Origin of the sequence: Subtercola sp. Z020 (genome assembly GCF_002931235.1) — a bacterium.
Classification (GTDB): domain Bacteria; phylum Actinomycetota; class Actinomycetes; order Actinomycetales; family Microbacteriaceae; genus Subtercola.
Genome location: NZ_PSTT01000040.1, coordinates 67,460 through 88,302 on the forward strand (window position 1 = coordinate 67,460; position 20,843 = coordinate 88,302).

At 68.4% G+C, this 20,843-nt stretch carries 12 protein-coding genes, 1 tRNA gene and 1 pseudogene; 11 read left to right on the forward strand and 3 right to left on the reverse strand.

Annotated features, from left to right (window positions below; genetic code table 11):
- Window positions 1-11: 11 nt before the first annotated feature.
- The 8 genes from C5B96_RS05195 to pyk all read left to right on the forward strand — a co-directional run bounded on the left by C5B96_RS05195 (window position 12) and on the right by pyk (window position 11,936).
- Window positions 12-242: a DUF6704 family protein gene (locus C5B96_RS05195; RefSeq protein WP_104243618.1), complete on the forward strand. Its 231-nt coding sequence runs from the start codon at window positions 12-14 to the stop codon at window positions 240-242.
- A gap of 6 nt (window positions 243-248) precedes the next feature.
- Complete coding sequence (gene trpC, locus C5B96_RS05200) at window positions 249-1,022, forward strand: indole-3-glycerol phosphate synthase TrpC (RefSeq protein WP_104243619.1); 774 nt, start codon at window positions 249-251, stop codon at window positions 1,020-1,022.
- On the forward strand, window positions 1,019-2,356 hold the full coding sequence (gene trpB, locus C5B96_RS05205) for a tryptophan synthase subunit beta (RefSeq protein ID WP_104243621.1): 1,338 nt from the start codon (window positions 1,019-1,021) through the stop codon (window positions 2,354-2,356). The genes trpC and trpB overlap by 4 nt, the downstream gene beginning before the upstream one ends.
- Window positions 2,353-3,168 (forward strand): tryptophan synthase subunit alpha, encoded by an 816-nt coding sequence (trpA, locus tag C5B96_RS05210; protein WP_104243623.1) that lies wholly within the window; start codon window positions 2,353-2,355, stop codon window positions 3,166-3,168. The genes trpB and trpA overlap by 4 nt, the downstream gene beginning before the upstream one ends.
- A 128-nt stretch (window positions 3,169-3,296) precedes the next feature.
- Complete coding sequence (gene lgt, locus C5B96_RS05215; protein WP_233189017.1) at window positions 3,297-4,274, forward strand: prolipoprotein diacylglyceryl transferase; 978 nt, start codon at window positions 3,297-3,299, stop codon at window positions 4,272-4,274.
- A 116-nt stretch (window positions 4,275-4,390) separates the two neighbouring features.
- The gene (gltB, locus tag C5B96_RS05220) at window positions 4,391-8,968 is read left to right on the forward strand and encodes a glutamate synthase large subunit (protein ID WP_104243627.1); all 4,578 of its coding nucleotides are present in this window, start codon (window positions 4,391-4,393) and stop codon (window positions 8,966-8,968) included.
- Window positions 8,961-10,418: a glutamate synthase subunit beta gene (locus C5B96_RS05225; protein ID WP_104243629.1), complete on the forward strand. Its 1,458-nt coding sequence runs from the start codon at window positions 8,961-8,963 to the stop codon at window positions 10,416-10,418. The genes gltB and C5B96_RS05225 overlap by 8 nt, the downstream gene beginning before the upstream one ends.
- Before the next feature lie 48 nt (window positions 10,419-10,466).
- Complete coding sequence (gene pyk, locus C5B96_RS05230) at window positions 10,467-11,936, forward strand: pyruvate kinase (RefSeq protein ID WP_255414698.1); 1,470 nt, start codon at window positions 10,467-10,469, stop codon at window positions 11,934-11,936.
- A 438-nt stretch (window positions 11,937-12,374) separates the two neighbouring features.
- Here the strand turns inward: pyk and C5B96_RS05235 are convergent.
- Window positions 12,375-12,455 (reverse strand) — tRNA-Leu (locus C5B96_RS05235).
- A 39-nt stretch (window positions 12,456-12,494) separates the two neighbouring features.
- Between C5B96_RS05235 and C5B96_RS05240 the strand changes: the two genes are divergently transcribed.
- From C5B96_RS05240 to polA, 3 genes are all read left to right on the forward strand, one after another.
- Complete coding sequence (locus tag C5B96_RS05240; RefSeq protein WP_142206616.1) at window positions 12,495-13,100, forward strand: ANTAR domain-containing response regulator; 606 nt, start codon at window positions 12,495-12,497, stop codon at window positions 13,098-13,100.
- Between the two features lie 65 nt (window positions 13,101-13,165).
- Window positions 13,166-13,513, forward strand: a complete 348-nt coding sequence (locus C5B96_RS05245) for a PaaI family thioesterase (RefSeq protein WP_104243636.1) — start codon at window positions 13,166-13,168, stop codon at window positions 13,511-13,513.
- Window positions 13,514-13,569: 56 nt separating this feature from the next.
- Complete coding sequence (polA, locus tag C5B96_RS05250; protein ID WP_104243638.1) at window positions 13,570-16,290, forward strand: DNA polymerase I; 2,721 nt, start codon at window positions 13,570-13,572, stop codon at window positions 16,288-16,290.
- Window positions 16,291-16,775: 485 nt separating this feature from the next.
- On the opposite strand, the gene C5B96_RS05255 is transcribed toward polA, so the two are convergent.
- Window positions 16,776-20,261 carry an error-prone DNA polymerase gene (locus tag C5B96_RS05255; RefSeq protein ID WP_104243640.1) on the reverse strand — a complete coding sequence of 1,162 codons (3,486 nt, stop codon included), beginning with the start codon at window positions 20,259-20,261 and terminating at the stop codon, window positions 16,776-16,778.
- 60 nt (window positions 20,262-20,321) lie between these two features.
- Window positions 20,322-20,843 (reverse strand): annotated as a pseudogene (locus C5B96_RS17565) (hypothetical protein); the annotation flags it as partial.

The window sequence follows — 20,843 nt, forward strand, 5'->3', positions numbered from 1 at the left end:
CAAGGAGCAACATGAGCATCGAGTCAGAAGAACCGGGCCACGGCAGTTCGACCGCATCGTGGACGGCGGTGGTCATCATGCTGGTCGCCTTCGCGATCGGCACGGCCGCATTCTTCTTCAGCATCGTCTGGCTCGTCTGGGCCTCAGCAGGCCTCGTGGTCGTCGGTCTTCTCGTCGGCCTGGCGCTGGCGAAGGCGGGCTACGGCGTCGGCGGCACGAAATCCGCGGCGAGGGGTCACTGACCACCCGTGCTCTCCTCTCTCACCGCCGGGGCCGCTGAAGACGCGGCCGCCCGGCTCGAGCTGGTCGGTTTCGCCGAGGTCGAGCAGAAGGCCCTCGCGGCTCCGCCCGCCCTCGACGCCCTCGCCTTCCTCGCCCCGGCCGAACGCGTCAAGATCATCGCCGAAGTGAAGCGCTCGAGCCCGTCGCGCGGCGCCCTCGCGGCGATCGCCGACCCGGCCTCGCTCGCGTCGACCTACCAGTCCGCCGGTGCCAGCACCGTCAGCGTGCTCACCGAGGGCCGCAAGTTCAAGGGTTCGCTCCGCGACCTCGAACTGGTGCGGGATGCCGTGACCATCCCCGTGCTCCGCAAAGACTTCATCACGCTCGACTACCAGGTGTTCGAGGCCAGGGCGGCGGGTGCCGACCTTGTGCTGCTCATCGTCGCCGCCCTCGACCAGCCGACGCTCGTGCACCTGCACGAACTGATCTCGTCGCTCGGCATGACCCCCCTCGTCGAGACCCACTCGGCCGACGAGGTCGAGCGGGCTCTCGACATCGGAGCCTCCCTCATCGGCGTCAACGCTCGCAACCTGACGACGTTCGAGCTCGACCGCGACCTGTTCGGCACCCTCGCCGACCGCATTCCGGCCGGCATCATCCGGGTGGCCGAGTCTGCGGTGAAGACCGCAGCCGACGTCAGCCACTACCGCTCGAGCGGCGCCGACGTGGTGCTGGTCGGGGAGGCCCTCGTCACCGGCGACCCCGCCCGCACGCTCGAAGAATTCCTGGGAGTCTCATGACCACGCACCTCCGCGACGAGCAGGGCCCGTTCTTCGGGGAGTTCGGCGGGCGGTTCATGCCCGAATCGCTGATCGCCGCGCTCGACGAGATCTCGGTCGCCTACGACGAGGCCAAGAACGACCCGGCCTTCGCGGCCGAGCTCACCGAGCTGCACAAGACCTACACCGGCCGGCCCTCGATCCTCACCGAGGTGCCCCGGTTCGCGGCGCACGCGGGCGGGGCCCGGCTGATCCTGAAGCGCGAAGACCTGAACCACACGGGCTCGCACAAGATCAACAACGTGCTGGGCCAGGCGCTGCTCGCGAAGCGTCTCGGCAAGACCCGCCTGATCGCCGAGACCGGCGCCGGCCAGCACGGCGTCGCCACGGCGACGGCCGCCGCCCTGATGGGCATGAGCTGCGTCGTCTACATGGGCGAGGTCGACACCGAACGCCAGGCGCTGAACGTGGCGCGCATGCGTCTGCTCGGCGCCGAGGTCGTTCCGGTCACCACCGGAACGCGCACCCTGAAAGACGCCCTGAACGAGGCGTTCCGCGACTGGGTCGCCAACGTCGGCGACACGCACTACGTGCTCGGCACGGTCGCGGGGCCGCATCCGTTCCCGGTGATGGTGCGCGACTTCCACAAGATCATCGGCGAGGAGGCGCGCCAGCAGGTGCTCGACCTCACCGGTGCCCTGCCTGACGCCGTGGTGGCGTGCGTGGGAGGCGGGTCGAACGCGATCGGCATCTTCCACGCGTTCCTCGACGACCCCGATGTCGCGCTGGTCGGCTACGAGGCCGCGGGCGACGGCGTCGAGACGCTCCGCCACGCTGCGACGATCACGATGGGCCGCCCCGGCGTGCTGCACGGCTCGCGCAGCATGATGCTGCAGGATGCCGACGGCCAGACCCTCGACTCGCATTCCATCTCCGCGGGCCTCGACTACCCCGGCGTCGGGCCGGAGCACGCCTGGTTGGCCTCGATCGGCCGTGCCCAGTACGTGCCGGTGACCGATTCCGAGGCGATGTCGGCCTTCCGCCTGCTCTGCCAGACCGAGGGCATCATCCCCGCGATCGAGTCGGCGCACGCTCTGGCCGGTGCACTCGCGCTCGGTCAGCAGCTCGGCCCCGACAGCGTCATCCTGCTGAACCTCAGCGGCCGCGGCGACAAAGACGTGGAGACGGCGGCGCGATACTTCGGCGTGCTCGACGAGGCGGCGCTGGTCGCGACCGAACTCGAGGCGAGTGCCCTCGAGCCCGGTGACCTCGCGAGCGAGGCACTCTCTGACGAACTGCGCGCCGGCTCAGACGAGGCTGCGGAGCTGGCTTCGGGCCGAGGAGTGCAGCTGTGAGCGAGACCGCCGCCGCGGCATCCAGAACCGCGTCACCCGTCGGCACCCGCATCGCGTCGGCCAACGAACAGCGTGCCGGGGCGCTCATCGGCTACCTGCCGGTGGGCTTCCCGACCCTCCAGAGCAGCATCGACGCGGCCGTGGCGCTCGTGGAGAACGGCGTCGACATCCTGGAGCTCGGGCTGCCCTACTCCGATCCCGTGATGGACGGCCCGGTCATCCAGCGGGCGACCCAGACCGCACTCGAGAACGGCTTCCGCCTGCGCGATGCGTTCACCGCCGTCGAGGCGATCCGCTCGCGGGTGGATGCCCCCACCCTCCTGATGACCTACTGGAACCCTGTCGTGCAGTACGGCGTCGACCGGTTCGCCGACGACCTCGTCTCGGCCGGGGGAGCGGGTCTCATCACCCCCGACCTCACTGTGGACTCGGGCGCGGACTGGCTCGCGGCCAGCGACCGCACGGGCCTCGACCGCGTCTTCCTCGCCGCCCCGACCTCGACCGACGAACGCCTGAAGGTCGTCGTCGACAACAGCCGCGGCTTCGTGTACGTGGTGTCGACCATGGGCGTCACCGGGGCGCGGAGCGACGTCGACGCCTCGGCGCGCACCCTCGTCGACCGGTTGCGCGCGGCCGGCTCCACCAGCGCCTGCGTCGGTATCGGCATCTCCACCGGCGACCAGGTGCGCGAGGTGCTCGAGTACTCCGACGGTGCGATCGTGGGCTCGGCGCTCGTGCGTGCCCTCGGCGAAGACGGAGTGGCGGGCGCCGCGCGCGTCGCCGCCGGGCTGGCTGCTGGCACCGCCCGCTGACCCTTAGAATTGGGCTTGCCGTTTGCCCTCTTCGCAATCGCACCCCCGTATGGAAGGTCTACCACCAGGTGTTTCTGCCGCAGAGCATTCCCAGCCCGTCGATCAACTCGCTTGACATCACCGGGTGGATTCGTACGTTGGGCATCGACCTGCCCCCCACCTGGAACCTGAGCATCCGCATCTACGCGCTCTGCATCCTGCTGGGCATCATCATCGCGACCATCATGACCTCGCGTCGGCTCACCAAGCGGGGTGCGGAGCCGGGCATCGTTCTCGACATCATCCTCTGGGCGGTGCCGCTCGGCATCATCGGCTCCCGCGTGTTCCACGTACTGACCCACCCGGGCGACTACTTCTACCCGGGCGCCGACCTCCTGAAGACGCTCTACATCTGGGAGGGTGGCATCGCCATCTACGGCGGCCTGCTGGGCGGCGCCCTCGGTGCCTACATCGGCTGCCGTCTCACCGGCATCCGCCTGTGGACGTTCGGTGACGCCCTCGCACCCGGGCTGCTGCTCGCCCAGGCGTTCGGCCGGTTCGGCAACTACTTCAACCAGGAGCTGTTCGGGTACCCGACCGACGGCTGGTGGGGACTCGAGATCGCCTCTCCCAACCCGGCCATCCCGGTCGGCCTGGCCCCCGGAACCCTGTTCCAGCCGACCTTCGCCTACGAGGTCATCTGGGACGTCGTCGGCGTCATCGTGCTGCTGATGCTCTCGAGCCGTCTGAAGCTGCAGTGGGGCAAGGTCTTCGGCGCCTACCTGATCTGGTACGGCGCGGGCCGCAGTGTCTTCGAGACGATCCGCATCGACCCGAGCGAGATCTTCTTCGGGGTGCGCACCAACGTCTGGGCCTCGTGGATCTCCATCCTCGTCGGCCTGATCCTGATCGTCGTGCAGACGAAGCGCCACCCGGGTGTCGAACGCGGGCCGTACCGATCGGGCATCGCGTGGGTTCCCGCCAACGCTGAGGTAGACTCCAACGACAGGTACACCGACGAAGAACTCAGCAGCGACGATGCTTCTGGCGAGCCGGTGTCGACCTCAGCCACCACGAACCCCCCGCACACCGAGCCGAAGGCCACAAGCACAGTCGGCAAGAAGTAGCACCGCAACAGCAGTCGCACACCACTGCATCCCTTCACCATCGTTTTTCACTCGGGCCGCCGGCGTCCCAATTCTTCAACAACCCGGTGTCTCACCTGCCGGGGGGATGGATTCCAATGGTTGAGAACAGCACCTCTCCCAGCTTCAGCATGAACCCGCAGGCGCAGGGCATGTACGACCCTGCGAACGAGAAAGATGCGTGCGGCCTGGCCATGGTCGCGACGCTCCGCGGTACGGCCGGCCACGACATCATCGACACGGCTCTGGATGCCCTGCGGCACCTCGAGCACCGGGGAGCCGTCGGCTCCGACGCCGGTACCGGTGACGGTGCCGGCATCCTGACCCAGATCCCCGACGAGTTCCTGCGCGCCGTCGCAGGGTTCGAGCTTCCCGAGGTCGGGCACTACGCCGTGGGCAACGCCTTCCTGCCGCTCGACCACGACGAGCGCGAGAAGGTCGTCGCCCGCCTCGCCGAGATCGCCGACGAAGAGGGTCTCACCGTGCTGGGCTGGCGCGATGTTCCGGTGCGCCCCGACGAGCTCGGCCGCCTCGCCCGCGAGGCGATGCCGGCGATCAGGCAGCTGTTCGTCACCGCGAAGCACCACGATGCCGCGGGCAACACCCCCACGGGCATCCAGCTCGACCGGCTCACCTATCGGCTGCGCAAGCGCGTCGAGCACGAGCACGAGGTCTACTTCATGTCGCTCTCGGCGCGCACCCTGACCTACAAGGGCATGGTCACGACGCTGCAGCTCGAGCCGTTCTACCCCGACCTCAGCGACGAGCGCTTCGCCTCGAAGCTCGCTCTGGTGCACTCGCGCTACTCGACGAACACCTTCCCGTCGTGGCCGCTGGCCCAACCGCTCCGCATGATGGCGCACAACGGCGAGATCAACACAGTGCAGGGCAACCGAAACTGGATGCGGGCGCGGCAGTCGCAGTTGAAGAGCGAGCTGCTCGGCGACATGCAGCCGTTGCTGCCCATCGTCACGCCCGGGGCCAGCGACTCCGCCTCGTTCGACGAGGTCGTCGAGCTGCTGACCCTCGCCGGCCGGCCGCTGCCGCACGCCATCATGATGATGGTGCCCGAGGCGTGGGAGAACAACGCCGACTTCGACCCCGAGCGCCGCGCGTTCTACGAGTTCCACTCCATGCTGATGGAACCGTGGGACGGTCCCGCCGCCCTCGTGTTCACCGACGGCGACCTGGTGGGCGCCACCCTCGACCGCAACGGGCTCCGCCCCGGCCGCTACCTCATCACCGACGACGGTCTCGTCGTGCTGGCGAGCGAGATCGGCGTGCTCGATGTCGACCCCGCGAAGGTCGTTCGAAAGGGTCGCCTCCGCCCCGGCAAGATGTTCCTGGTCGACACCGAGGCCGGTCGCCTCATCGAAGACGACGAGATAAAAGCCGAGCTCGCGGCATCCGAGCCCTGGGCCGACTGGCTCGAGAAGGGGCGCATCAACCTGCGCGACCTGCCCGAACGCGAGCACATCGTGCACACCCCCGCCTCGGTCACCCGCCGCCAGCGCACGTTCGGGTTCACCGAGGAGGAGATCCGCATCCTGCTCACGCCGATGGCGAAGAACGGTGCGGAGCCGCTCGGTGCCATGGGCTCCGACACCCCGATCGCGGTTCTCTCGAAGCGCCCGCGGCTGCTCTTCGACTACTTCACCCAGCAGTTCGCGCAGGTGACCAACCCGCCGCTCGACTCGATCCGCGAGGAGGTCGTGACGTCGCTCCGCCTGGGGCTCGGCCCCGAGCGCAACCTGCTCGACGCGACGCCCGGCCACACCGGCCAGGTCGTGCTCGACTTCCCGGTGATCGACAACGACGAGCTCGCGAAGATCCAGCACATCGATCCGACGTCGGGCAGCTCGACGACCACGACCATCCGCGGCCTCTACCGGGTCGAGAACGGCCCGTCGGCGATGGAGGAGCGCATCGCCGAGATGTGCGCTGAGGCCGACGAGGCGATCGCGAACGGCGCGAACTTCATCGTTCTCTCCGATCGCGACTCCAACAAGGAGAACGCTCCCGTTCCCTCGCTGCTCATGCTCTCGGGCGTGCACCACCACCTCATCCGTCGCGAGACGCGCATGAAGGTCGGCATCATCGTCGAGGCCGGTGACGTGCGCGAGGTGCACCATGTCGCCCTGCTGATCGGCTACGGGGCATCCGCCATCAACCCGTACCTCGCGATGGAGACGTGCGAGAACCTCGTGCGGAGCGGCATGATCACGGGGATCACCCCGGAAAAGGCCGTCAAGAACGTCATCAAGGCGCTCGGCAAGGGCGTTCTGAAGATCATGTCGAAGATGGGCATCTCCACCGTCTCGTCGTACGCGGGCGCCCAGGCGTTCGAGGCGGTCGGGCTCGAGAAGCAGTTCGTCGCGCAGTACTTCACCGGCACCTCCTCGAAGCTCGGCGGTGTCGGCATCAGCGTGATCGCGGCAGAGAGCGCCTCCCGGCACATGGCCGCGTACCCCGACGACGGCGCCATCACGGTGCACGAGCCGCTCGCGGTCGGCGGCGAGTACCAGTGGCGCCGCGAAGGCCCGCCGCACCTGTTCAACCCCGACACGGTGTTCCGGCTGCAGCACTCCACGCGGGCCCGGCGCTACGACATCTTCCGCGAGTACACGAAGCTGGTCGACGACCAGGCGGCCGAGTTGATGACGCTCCGCGGCCTGTTCAAGCTGAAGACGGATGCCCGGCCGGCCATCCCGCTCGACGAGGTCGAGTCGGTGGAGTCGATCGTGAAGCGGTTCTCCACCGGAGCGATGAGCTACGGCTCGATCTCCGAGGAGGCGCATACCACCCTGGCGGTGGCGATGAACCGCCTCGGCGGCAAGTCCAACACCGGTGAGGGCGGCGAAGACACCGTACGCCTTCTCGACCCCGAACGCCGCAGCGCCATCAAGCAGGTCGCGTCGGGTCGATTCGGCGTCACGAGTATGTACCTGACGCACGCCACCGACATCCAGATCAAGATGGCGCAGGGCGCCAAGCCCGGCGAGGGCGGTCAGCTGCCCCCGGCCAAGGTGTACCCCTGGGTGGCGCGCACCCGGCATGCGACGGCGGGCGTCGGTCTCATCTCGCCGCCCCCGCACCACGACATCTACTCGATCGAAGACCTCAAGCAGCTGATTTTCGACCTCAAGCGTGCCAACCCGGAAGCCCGGGTGCACGTGAAGCTCGTCAGCCAGAACGGCATCGGCGCGGTCGCGGCCGGTGTGACGAAGGCCCTGGCCGACGTCGTGCTCGTCTCCGGCCACGACGGGGGAACGGGTGCCAGCCCGCTCAACTCGCTGAAGCACGCGGGAACCCCGTGGGAGCTCGGCCTCGCCGAGACCCAGCAGACGCTGATGCTGAACGGGATGCGCGACCGCGTCGTCGTGCAGGTCGACGGCCAGATGAAGACGGGCCGCGACGTGATCGTCGGCGCTCTGCTCGGCGCCGAGGAGTTCGGTTTCGCAACCGCACCGCTCGTCGTCTCGGGCTGCGTCATGATGCGGGTCTGCCACCTCGACACCTGCCCCGTGGGCGTCGCGACGCAGAACCCCGAGCTGCGGGCACGCTTCACGGGCAAGCCGGAATTCGTGGTGAACTTCTTCGAGTTCCTGGCGCAGGAGGTGCGCGAGTACCTCGCCGAACTCGGTTTCCGCTCGCTCGAAGAGGCCATCGGCCACCACGAGCTGCTGAATGTCGACCACGCTCTGGAGCACTGGAAGGCCGACGGCCTCGACCTCAGCCCGATCCTCGTCGGCCCGGAGTTCGCCGACGACGAGCCGCGCGTGAACCGGCGCCCGCAGGAGCACGACCTCGACAAGCACTTCGACAACCGTCTCATCCGTGACGCGGCAGAGGCACTGAAGTTCGGCGAACCCGTCGTCATCAGCCTGCCGATCCGCAACACCGAGCGGGCCGTGGGCACCATGCTCGGGCACGAGGTGACGGTCAGGCACGGCGAGGCCGGCCTGCCCGACGACACCATCCAGATCACTCTCACGGGCTCGGCGGGCCAGTCGCTCGGCGCCTTCCTGCCGCGCGGCATCACTCTGCGGCTCGAGGGCGACTCGAACGACTACGTCGGCAAGGGCCTCTCCGGCGGCCGTGTCGTCGTGCGGCCGAACCGGGCGTCGACCTTCGAGGCGTCGCAGAACGTCATCGCGGGGAACGTGATCGGCTACGGAGCGACCGGCGGCAGCATGTTCATCCGCGGCATCGTCGGCGAGCGGTTCCTCGTGCGCAACTCGGGGGCGACCGCCGTCGCCGAGGGCGTGGGCGACCACGCGCTCGAATACATGACCGGAGGCGTCGCGCTCATCCTGGGTGCGACAGGGCGCAACCTCGGCGCGGGCATGTCGGGCGGCACCGCCTACATCCACCGGCTGCGCCCCGAGTTGGTCAACACCGATTCGCTGAACTCGGGCGAATTGCAGCTGTCGACCCTCGACGAGGCAGACGCCGCACTCGTGCGCTCACTGCTCGCCGAGCACGAGTCGGAGACGGGATCGGCCGTCGCATCCGCGATGCTGGCCGACTTCGACGCGACCATTCGTGATTTCGTGAAAGTGCTGCCGCGTGACTATGCGGCCGTGCTCGCTACGCGCCAGACGGCCGTCGACGAGGGTCTCGACCCCGACGGCGACGTGGTCTGGGAGAGGATTCTGGAGGTAACCGGTGGCTGATCCGAAGGGGTTCCTGAAAGTCACGGAGCGCGAAGTCCCCAAGCGACGCCCCGTGCCCATCCGCCTGATGGACTGGAAAGAGGTGTACGAGGCCGCTGACCCGTCGGAGACCCGGCGCCAGGCCGGTCGCTGCATGGACTGCGGAATCCCGTTCTGCCACCACGGCTGCCCCCTCGGCAACCTGATCCCGGAGTGGAACGACCTCACCTGGCGCGGCGAGGGCCGCCAGGCGATCGAGCGCCTGCACGCGACCAACAACTTCCCGGAGTTCACCGGCCGGCTCTGCCCCGCGCCGTGCGAGAGTTCGTGCGTGCTCGGCATCAACCAGCCTGCCGTCACGATCAAACAGGTCGAGCAGTCGATCATCGACCAGGCGTTCGCCAACGGCTGGGTCACGCCGCACCCGCCCGAGCGGCTCACCGGCAAGACGGTCGCCGTTGTCGGGTCGGGCCCCGCCGGCCTCGCCGCCGCCCAGCAGCTGACCCGCGCCGGCCACACCGTCGCCGTCTACGAGCGGGATGACCGCATCGGCGGCCTGCTGCGCTACGGCATCCCCGACTTCAAGATGGAGAAGAAGCACCTCGAGGCGCGCCTGACCCAGATGATGGCGGAGGGCACGCGGTTCCGGGCCGGCATCAACATCGGCGTCGACATCACCTGGGCCGACCTCCGTTCGCGGTACGACGCCGTCATCATCTGCACCGGGGCGACCGTTCCCCGCGACCTGCCCATTCCCGGTCGCGACCTCGACGGCGTGCACTTCGCCATGGAGTACCTCGTGCAGGGGAACAAGGTCGGCGCCGGCGACTCGGTCGACGACCAGATCACGGCTGAGGGCAAGCACGTGGTCGTTCTCGGCGGTGGTGACACCGGGGCCGACTGCATCGGCACCGCGCACCGCCAGCAGGCGCTCTCGGTGACGAACCTCGCCATCGGCCAGCAGCCGCCGACCGAGCGCCCCGACGAACAGCCCTGGCCGATGGTGCCCAACCTCTTCGAGGTGGCCAGTGCCCACGAAGAGGGTGGGGAGCGCATGTTCCTGGCCTCCACCGTGGAGTTCCTGTCGAACGACGCGGGCGAGGTGCGCGCCATCCGCGTCGCCGAGACCGAGTACCTCGACGGCCGCCGCGTTCCGAAGGCCGGAACCGAGCGCGAGATCCCCGCCGATCTCGTACTGCTCGCCCTCGGCTTCACCGGCCCCGAAGACGGCAGCCTGAACCACCAGCTGGGCGCCGCATTCGACACCCGCGGCAACGTCGAGCGGGGCGACTCCTACGAGACGTCGAGCCCCGGTGTCTTCGTGGCCGGCGACGCCGGTCGCGGCCAGTCGCTCATCGTCTGGGCCATCGCCGAGGGCCGCGCCGCGGCCGCCGCTGTCGACACCTATCTCGAAGGTGCCACCGAACTGCCATTCCCCGTTTCCCCGCGCGACCGCGCAATCACCGTCTGAGTACCCCAGACTGAACAGAACCACCCGATGCGCCCCGGCGCAGGAACAATGGAGCAACTCCCTCACATGAGACGCGCTAAAATCGTCGCCACCCTCGGGCCGGCAACGTCGTCGTACGAAAACATCCGCGCGATCATCGATGCCGGTGTCGATGTCTGCCGCATGAACCTCAGCCACGGCTCCTATGACGTGCACGAGGGCATCTACGCCACCGTGCGGAAGGCCGCCGAAGACTCCGGCCGTGCCGTCGCCGTGCTGGTCGACCTGCAGGGGCCGAAGATCCGCCTCGGCAAGTTCGAAGGCGGCCCCTACTACCTCGAGCAGGGCGACATCTTCAAGATCACCACCGAAGACGTGGTCGGTACCCGTGAGCTCTCGGGCACCACCTTCAAGGGCCTGCCTCAGGATGTCTCGCCCGGCGACTTCCTGCTGATCGACGACGGCAAGGTCAAGGTGCGCGTTCTCGAGACCGACGGCGTCGTGGTGACCACCGAGGTGGTCGTCGCCGGCAACGTCTCGAACAACAAGGGCATCAACCTGCCCGGTGTCGCAGTGAACGTGCCCGCCCTTTCGGAGAAGGACGAAGCCGACCTGCGCTGGGGCCTCAAGCTCGGTGCCGACATCATCGCCCTCTCGTTCGTGCGCGACGCCGCCGACATCTCCCGCGTGCACGAGATCATGGCCGAAGAGGGGCGCCGCATCCCGGTCTGCGCCAAGATCGAGAAGCCGCAGGCCGTCGACAACCTCGAAGAGATCATCGACGCGTTCGACAGCATCATGGTCGCCCGTGGCGACCTCGGTGTCGAGCTGCCCCTCGAGGCCGTGCCGATCGTGCAGAAGCGCGCTGTCGAACTCTCCCGCCGCATGGCCAAGCCGGTCATCGTCGCGACGCAGATGCTCGAATCGATGATCTCCTCGCCGATCCCCACCCGCGCCGAGACCTCGGATGTCGCGAACGCCGTTCTCGACGGCGCCGACGCGGTCATGCTCTCGGGTGAGACCAGCGTGGGGGAGTACCCCGTCATCACCGTGCAGACCATGGCCCGCATCGTGGAGTCGACCGAGGTGCACGGGCTCGAGCGCATCCCCGCGCTCGGCACGAAGCCCCGCACGCAGGCCGGCGCCATCACGCTCGCCGCCTCAGAGGTCGCTGACTTCGTCGGCGCCAAGTACCTGGTCGTCTTCACGGAGACGGGCGACTCAGTGCGCCGGATGACGCGACTGCGGTCGAGCATCCCGATCATCGGCCTCACCCCGGAGCCCGGCATCCGAAACCGCATGGCGCTCTCCTGGGGCGTCGAGTCGTACCTCGTCGACCGGGTCAAGCACACGGACCAGCTCATGGTGCAGGCCGACGACATCCTGCTCGGCGAGAACCTGGCAGCCCTCGGCGAGAAGGTCGTGGTGATCAGCGGATCGCCTCCCGGAAAGGCCGGCACCACCAACGACATGCGCGTGCACATCGTCGGTGAGGGCCACAACCCGCAGAAGCCCGACCCCGACGAGCTCGACCACTAAGTTGTCCCGCTCATGAAGAAGCCGTCCCGGGCTGCCGCCCTGGGCGGCTTCTCCCTGTTGTGAGCGCTGGTGCTCGCGGGCTGTGCGGTCGCGTCGTCGACTCCACCTCTTGTGACGCCGGGTGCAGCTGCGACGCACGGTGCGGCTGCGACGCCCGGTGCGGTTGGCCGGTGCCCGTGCCGACCACCAGCTCGGCGGTGCCTTCGAGCCGGCCGCCGGTGTCGCCGTCGTCACCAGGGACAGCACCAGCGAGCGGGCTGGCGGCGGGCCGAAAGTACGCTCCGGACGTGGCCGAGCGCGGCCGCACATCGGTCGGCTTCGATTTCGTGACAGCCGAGGAGCGCGTGGCGTTCGAGGAGTGCGACGCAGCCTTCGTCGACGTGCAGTGCTGACGCCTGCTGACGTCTTCGTGCTGACGCCTGCTTACGCCTTACCCCGTACCGGTGGTGGGACTCGAACCCACACGTCTTGCGACAACGCATTTTGAGTGCGCCGCGTCTACCATTCCGCCACACCGGCTCGCTTCAACTCGGTTCAGAATACCGTAGGGTTAGTTCTGTGACTGACCAACCTGCCTCCACCACCGCACCCCGACGTGTGGTCGTCGCTGAAGACGAATCCCTGATCCGGCTCGACATCGTCGAAATCCTCCGCGATGCCGGTTTCGAGGTCGTCGGCGAGGCCGGCGACGGTGAGACGGCGGTCGCCCTGGCAACGGAACTGCGCCCCGATCTCGTCATCATGGATGTCAAGATGCCCCTCCTCGACGGCATCTCCGCCGCCGAGCGCCTCAGCAAGGGTCACATCGCACCGGTCGTGCTCCTCACCGCCTTCAGCCAGAAGGAGCTCGTCGAGCGTGCCACCGAGGCCGGCGCCCTCGCCTACGTGGTGAAGCCCTTCACCCCGAACGACCTCCTCCCCGCGATCGAGATCGCTCTCTCGCGGTACGCCCAGATCATCACGCTCGAGGCCGAGGTCGCCGACCTCGTCGAACGGTTCGAGACCCGCAAGCTCGTCGACCGGGCCAAGGGCCTGCTGAACGAGAAGATGGGCCTCACGGAGCCCGAGGCGTTCCGGTGGATCCAGAAGGCGTCGATGGATCGGCGTCTCACGATGCACGACGTCGCCCAGGCCATCATCGAGCAGCTGTCGGTCAAGAAGTAAGACGGGTCGGCACCATCGACGAGACCAGCGCCCTCGCGCTCGGGCGTGGTGCCCTTGCCGAACGCATGGGCATCGAGTTCACCGAGCTGACGCCGGAGCACTCGGTCGCGACCATGCCCGTCGAGGGCAACACCCAGCCGTTCGGCATGGTGCACGGCGGCGCCTACGTCGTGCTCGCCGAGAGCCTCGGTTCGTTCGCTGCGAACCTCTACGCCGGCGAGGGTCGCATCGCGATGGGCATCGAGGTGAACGCCAGCCACACCGGCTCGGCCTCCTCCGGCGTGGTCACGGGGGTGTGCACGGCGATCAAGCTCGGCCGAACGCTGACGGTGCACGAGATCGTCGTCAGCGACGAGGCCGGTCGGCGGCTGTCGACGGTGCGCATCACGAATTTCCTCCGCGACAAGCCCTGACCGGGGCATCCACTCGCCGCTCGGGCGGTGTCGGCGGCCGTGTGTAGGCTTGCCGTGTGTCCGACAACGAACAGCCCACCCTCCTTCTCATCGACGGCCACTCGCTCGCCTTCCGCGCGTTCTACGCCCTGCCGGTCGACAGCTTCACCACCCGTGACGGCCAGCACACGAACGCCATCCACGGGTTTCTGTCGATGCTGCTGCTGCTGCTGAAGAACGAGAAGCCCACCCACATCGCTGTCGCCTTCGACATGTCGCGGCAGTCCTTCCGCACCACGGAGTACCCCGAGTACAAGGGCACACGCGGCGAGACCCCGGTCGAGTTCGGCGGTCAGGTGCCGCTGCTGAAAAACGCGCTGCATGCGATGAACATCGTCACCCTCGAGAAGGAGAACTACGAGGCCGACGACATCCTCGCCACCCTCTCGGTGCAGGGTGTCGAACAGGGCTTCCGGGTGCTCGTCGTCTCGGGCGACCGCGACACCATCCAGCTCGTGAACGACAACGTCACGCTGCTCTACCCGTCGCGCCAGGGCGTGACAGACCTCACGCGCTACGACCGCGACAAGGTCTTCGAACGGTACGGCATCGAGCCGCACCAGTACCCCGAGATCGCCGCGCTGGTGGGGGAGACGAGCGACAATCTGCCGGGCATCCCGAAGGTCGGCGAGAAGACCGCGGTGAAGTGGCTGAACCAGTTCGGTTCGCTCGACGAGATCCTGCGCCGGTCAGACGAGATCGGTGGCAAGGTCGGCGAGAGCCTTCGCGAGTTCCAGGAGAACGCGGTGCGCAACCGCCGCCTGAACCGCCTGCTCACCGACGTCGAGCTCGAGAACGGCCCCGCCGACTTCGCCCGCCGGGCGATCGACGAAGAGGGTGTTCGGGAACTGTTCTCCCGGCTCGAGTTCCGCACCCTGCTCGAGCGGGTCTTCAAGCTCGACGGGCTGGATGCGTCGGGCGGCCTGGCCGGTTCGGCGAGCGGTGCCGGGGCCGGGGCGTCGGGCTCGGGCGGTTCGGGTGACGGTGTCGTCGACCCGAAGGCCGTCGTGGCGCCGACCCCGCAGAACCTGGTCGGCGAAGAACTTGCTGCGTGGTTCGAGCGCGTCACCGTCTCCGAGCCGTTCGGGCTCGCGCTCTCGACCGAGCTGATCGACGGCAGACCGATTGGCTTCGGTGTCGCCGCCTCCGACTCGGCGGTGTTCCTCCCGTGGTCTCCCGACTCGGCCGACTTCCTGCCGTTCGAGAACTGGCTCGCCTCCGACTCCCCGAAACTGCTGCACGGTGCAAAGGTGCAGCTGAAGGCGCTGCTCACGGCCGGCCTCACGGTCTCGGGTCTCACCTTCGACACCTCCGTCGCTGCCTGGTTGCTGAAATCCGACACCGCGTCGCCCACCCTGGCCGACCTGGTCGACCGGATGCTCGCCGAGACCCTGCCCTCGCCCGACCCGAACCAGCTGGTGCCCGACGACGACTCGGTCATCGGCCCGGCCGTGCAGGCGTGGTTCATCGGCCGCGTCGCCCGTGTGCTCGATGCCAAGCTCGAACCGGGTTCCCGCTCGGTGCTGACCGACATCGAGATGCCCGTTCTCGTGGTGCTCGCCCAGATGGAACTCGACGGCGTCGCGGTCAGCCACGAGCAGCTCTCGGAGCTCAGCTCCGAACTGACAGCCCGCTCGACCGATCTGGCCACGCAGGCCTTCGCCATCATCGACCGCGAGATCAACCTCGGTTCGCCGAAGCAGATCCAGGAGGTGCTCTTCGATCAGCTCGGCATGCCGAAGACGCGTGCTACCAAGACTGGCTTCTCGACCGATGCGGTCTCGCTGGCCGACCTGCAGGCGAGCTCGCCGCATCCGTTCCTCGACCTGCTGCTCTCGCACCGCGACGCCACCAAGCTCAACCAGATCGTCGAGACGCTCGACAAGTCGATCGCATCCGACCGGCGCATCCACACCACCTACGTGCAGACCGGCTCGTCAACGGGCCGCATCTCCTCGACCGACCCCAACCTGCAGAACATCCCGGTGCGCACCGAAGAGGGGCGTCGCATCCGCAAGGCGTTCATGGTGGGGGAGTCGTACGAGACGTTGTTGACCACGGACTACTCGCAGATCGAGATGCGCATCATGGCGCACCTCTCCGAAGACGAAGGGCTGATCGCGGCGTTCCAGTCGGGCGAAGACCTGCATCGCTTCGTCGGCGCCCGCATCTTCGGTGTCGCCCCCTCCGACGTCACCCCCGCCATGCGCTCGAAGGTGAAGGCGATGTCGTACGGGCTGGCCTACGGGTTGTCGGCGTTCGGTCTGTCGAAGCAGCTCCGCATCCCCACCGCTGAGGCCAAGCAGCTGATGACCGACTACTTCGAGCGTTTCGGCGCCGTGCGCGACTACCTCCGCAACGTCGTTGTTCAGGCGCGCGAAGACGGCTACACCGAGACCATCTTCGGCCGCCGCCGCATGTTCCCCGACCTGAACAGCGGCAACCGGGTGCTGCGCGACAACGCCGAGCGCCAGGCGCTGAACGCGCCCATCCAGGGCACTGCCGCCGACATCCTGAAGATCGCGATGGTCAACATCGCCGCCGACCTCGCCTCGCACGACCTGCAGTCGCGCATGCTCCTCCAGGTACACGATGAGCTGGTCTTCGACGTGTACCCCGGCGAGTGGGACGCCCTCGCCGCCATCGTCACCTCCCGCATGTCCACCGCCGCCACCCTCAAGGTGCCGCTCGACGTGCAGCTCGGCCGCGGCCAGAACTGGAACGAGGCGGCGCACTAGGCGCCGCCTCCCCGCGGTGGCACCCGTACGCCGCCCCCGTGCATGCCCGCGCTCCACACTCCGCTATTTCGCGAGACGGACAGTTGCGGGCGACACCGACTTGCAGAGGGGTCGGTCTCGCGGACAAACGGTCTCGCGGACAAACGGTCTCGCGGACAAACGGTCTCGCGGACGAACGGTCTCGCGGACGAGCGGACGAAGGGACGGCGGACCCAGCGCGACGCGCCACCCCAGCCCTGCGCTACCGTGCAAGTCCCCGGCCGGCCCGCGACGGAGTACTGAGTGCCCAGAATGGCTTGCACGAGGGCAGCGTGTGTGCTCCTTGACCGTCAGGACGGGGCGACTGAGCGGCATATCCCGCAGAGCGCGGGCCGCAGCTGGAGTGGGTCAGCGTGAGGTGGGTCAGCGTGAGGTGGGTCAGCGGGTCGTCGCGGCGCGGGGCGAGGTGGGTCAGCGTGAGGTGGGCCAGCGCGGGGGCGGGCTGGTCAGCGGAAGTCGCGGGAGCGGGTGGGGGCGCCGAGCGGCAGCAGCTCGATGCGATCGGCGACGAGGTTGATGATGCCGTCTTCGGTGCGCTCGAGGATGCCGCGCACCACCATCGCGGGCGCCTCCCTCGCCACCCGTCGGTACCGACCCCACACTCCGACGCTGCAGATCACGTTCAGGATGCCCGTCTCATCTTCGAGGTTCACGAACGTGATGCCACTGGCCGTCGCCGGGCGCTGCCGATGCGTCACCACCCCGCCGACCTCGATGCGCCGCCCGTTCTCGCAGGTCTGCAGCGACTCGATCGACAGCGCGCCGCGCTCGGCCAGCCAGTCGCGGGAGTGCGCGACGGGGTGGTCCTCCGGCGAGATGCCGGTGCTCCACAGGTCGTAGACCACCTGCTCGGTCGGGCTCAACATCGGCAGCAGCGGAGGCTGCACACTCACGTGCGTGCCCTGCAGGAACTCGGGTCGGTCCTGCGCGGCGTTGCCCGCCTCCCAGAGGGCTTCCCGGCGGGTCAGGTCGAGGCTGGTGAAGGCACCGGCCGACGCCAGCGCTTCCATCTGAGCGGTATTGAGGTCGTTGCGCCGGGCGACGTCGGCCATGTCTGTGTACAGGCCACCGCGGTCGCGCTCCTCGACGATGCGCTCGGCCACCTTCTTGCCGATCGACGTGATCTCGCCGAGCCCCAGCTGCACGTCGAGGTTGCCGTCGCGCCGGTGCTCGCGGTAGTCGGCCGGCACCGACCGGTCGAACGTCTCGCTCGGCAGGTGCCCCGCGGTGTGCAGGCACTCCTCCATCCCGGTCGCGGCGGTCACCCCCTCCGCACCACCGGCAGCGCTTGGCTCGAGCCCCGCCATCACCCCTGAGCGCTGGATGTCGGGGCGGTGCACCACGACGCCGTGCCGCCGGGCATCCGCCACCAGTGTCTGCGGCGAGTAGAACCCCATCGGCTGCGCACGCAGCAGCGACGCCAGGAACGCCGCCGGGTAGTGCAGCTTGAACCAGGAGCTCGCATAGACCAGCAGCGCGAAGCTGTTCGAATGGCTCTCGGCGAACCCGAAGCTCGCGAAGGCCTCGATCTTCTGGTAGATCTGCTCGGCGACATCGGGGGCGATGCCGTTCGACGCCATCCCCTCGAACAGCTTGCCCTTCAACGAGGAGATCTTCTCGATACCGCGCTTGGACCCCATCGCCCGCCGCAGCAGGTCGGCGTCTTCGGGCGTGCAGTTGCCCACCGCCTGCGCCACCTGCATCAGCTGCTCCTGGAACAGTGGCACCCCGAGCGTTCGTTCGAGAGGTTCTTCGAGCAACGGGTGCAAGTACGTGACGGGTTCCTGCTTCAGCTTGCGACGGATGTACGGATGCACGGCCCCACCCTGGATCGGCCCAGGCCTGATGAGCGCGATCTCGACCACCAGGTCGTAGAACCTGCGCGGTTGCAGCCGCGGCAGCGTACCCATCTGCGCACGACTCTCCACCTGGAACACTCCGATCGAGTCGGCGCGGCAGAGCATGTCGTAGACCCCCTGCTCCTCCTTAGGAATGCTCTTCAGGCTCCACTCCTCGCCGAGGTGCTCGCGGGCGAGGTCGAGCGAGTGCTGGAGCGCCGACAGCATCCCTAGCCCGAGCAGGTCGAACTTCACGAGCCCCATCCATGCACAGTCGTCCTTGTCCCACTGCAGCACGGTGCGACCATCCATTCGCCCGTTCTCGATCGGGCAGACCTCACCGACGGGGCGGTCGGTGAGCACCATTCCTCCCGAATGGATGCCCATGTGCCGCGGGAACTTCAGCACCTGCTCCGCCAGTTCGATCACGTCGGCCGGGATGTCGTGCTCCTCGCTCGCCACTGTGGAGCCCCAGCGCTCGATCTGCTTCGACCAGGCATCCTGCTGGCCGGGACTGTGCCCGAGGGCCTTGGCCATGTCGCGCACCGCGAACTTCGGCCGATAGGTGATCACGTTCGCGACCTGCGCTGCGTTTCGGCGCCCGTACTTGCGATAGACGTACTGGATGACCTCCTCCCGCCTGTCGGAGTCGAAATCGACATCGATGTCGGGTTCTTCGTCACGCATGCTCGACAAAAACCGTTCGAACGGCAGCTTGTAGAAGATCGAATCGACCGCTGTGATGTCGAGGATGAAGCAGACCGCCGAGTTTGCGGCCGACCCGCGCCCCTGGCAGAGGATGCCAAGTCGCCGAGCCTCGTGCACGATGTCGCGAACGATGAGGAAGTAGCCGGGAAAGTCCTTCTGTTCGATCACCGCCAGTTCGCTCTGGATGCGCTTCAGCACCGCTTCGGAGGCGTTGGGGTAGTGATCGTCCATCGCCTCGTCGACCAGCTGGCGCAGGTAGCTCATGGGCGTGTGCCCCTCGGGCACCTCCTGCCGGGGGAGCTTCGGCTTGGCCGTTCGCAGCTGGAACGACAGGTCGTCGGCCACCTCCACCGTTCGTTCGACAGCACCCGGGTACCGGGCGAAGCGCGCCGCCATCTCTCCGCCCGACCGCAGGTGCGAGCCGGCGGATGCCGGCAGCCACCCTTCGAGGTCGTCGAGGCTCCGCCGGGCCCGAACCGCGGCCAGCGCCTGCCCGAGGGGGAACTGCTTCGGGGTCGCGTAGTGCACATTGCCCGTCGCGACGCTGGCCACCCGGTGCTTCTGCGCCAGCTCGAAGAGCGCGTCGTTGGCGTCGCTGTCGAGCGGATTGCCGTGGTCGAACAGCTCGACCAGTACGTTGTCGCGCCCGAACAGGGCGACGAGGCGGTCGAGCTCGCGGGCGGCGCCGGGCAGGCCCTCTGAAGCGAGCGCCTGCCGCACGGAGCCCTTGCGGCAGCCCGTCAGCACCATCCACGCGGAATCGCCGGAGCCGACACCCCCCGACTCGCTGCCGTCGGCGCCGCTGCCGCCCCGGGCCTGGTCGGCCAACTGTTCGAGGTCGTAGAGCGGTCGCCCCTTCTCCGCCTCGACCGCGAGCTGGCCGGTGGTGATCGCGCCGGAGAGCCGGTGGTAGCCCTCCTGCTTGCGGGCGAGGATGACGAGGTGGGTGCCCTCGGGGTCGGCCATCCCGTTCTGCGGCTTGCTCAGCCCGAGGGAGAGCTCGGCGCCGAAGATCGTGGAGACGCTGGGGTACGACTCCGCGGCTTCTGCGAGGTGCACGACCCCATAGAAACCGTCATGGTCGGTCAGGGCGAGGCCGTGCATCCGCAGCCGGGCGGCTTCTTCGAGCAGCTCCTCGGGGGAGGAGGCGCCGTCGAGAAAGCTGAAGTTCGAGTGCGCGTGGAGCTCGGCGTAGCCGACGAAGGGCCCGTCGTCGAGTTCGAGTTCGGGTTTCGGCGGAAGGGTCGGCGGAACGTACGGCATGCGTTTGCGGGAGAACGCCGGCCCGTCGCCGCCGTCTTTGCTCGGATCGTCACCCGGACGTCGCACATCGGAGAGCCGACGTTCGAGCTCGGACCACGGAATCGGCGGATTGTCGAACCCCATCAGGCTGCCCCCGCCCCGTCTGCGGTGCCTGTGTGGGTGCCTGTGTAGGTATGGGTGTGCTCAGTCATAGCGCGCCTCCGCCCACCAGCCGTGCTCGTGCAGGGCGAGCAGCCAGGCGGTGCCCTCGGCGTCGACCACCTGGAAGCGGTGGAACGACCGGGCCACAGCCTGGTCCCACCAGCGTTCGTGCACCGGCCACGGCCCCGCCCACGCCGTGAGCGGCCGGGGTCGGGGCACGGCCGCCAGCGCCGGGCGACCGCTCCGTGAGCCCCCGCCCACGCCCGCACTCTCGCCTACGCCTGCGCCACCTGCGGCGCCCCCACCACCCGGTGCTCCGCCGCCGCCCGTCGCGCCAATGCCACCCGCGACACCACCACCCGCCGCCACCTCGTTCACCGCGAACAGCGCCGGTACACCGAGCAGCGCGCCCCGGTCGTTGACCGCAACCGGGCCACCGTCGTGCGCCAGCACCGTCACGCGGCGCGGCTTCTCGAACACGGTCGACGGAGCGGGCAGCGGAATGCTTCCCGGCCACGGCTTCGCGTCGCCGGAGACCCTGGCACCGCACACCCCAGTACCCGG

What these genes read in the sequence shown, in the direction of transcription:
- pyk (WP_255414698.1), top strand. Translation starts at nt 10,467, where the DNA reads ATGGAGCAACTCCCTCACATGAGACGCGCTAAAATCGTCGCCACCCTC.
- C5B96_RS05195 (WP_104243618.1), top strand. Translation starts at nt 12, where the DNA reads ATGAGCATCGAGTCAGAAGAACCGGGCCACGGCAGTTCGACCGCATCG.
- trpB (WP_104243621.1), top strand. Translation starts at nt 1,019, where the DNA reads ATGACCACGCACCTCCGCGACGAGCAGGGCCCGTTCTTCGGGGAGTTC.
- C5B96_RS05245 (WP_104243636.1), top strand. Translation starts at nt 13,166, where the DNA reads ATGGGCATCGAGTTCACCGAGCTGACGCCGGAGCACTCGGTCGCGACC.
- gltB (WP_104243627.1), top strand. Translation starts at nt 4,391, where the DNA reads ATGGTTGAGAACAGCACCTCTCCCAGCTTCAGCATGAACCCGCAGGCG.
- C5B96_RS05255 (WP_104243640.1), bottom strand. Translation starts at nt 20,261, where the DNA reads ATGGGGTTCGACAATCCGCCGATTCCGTGGTCCGAGCTCGAACGTCGG.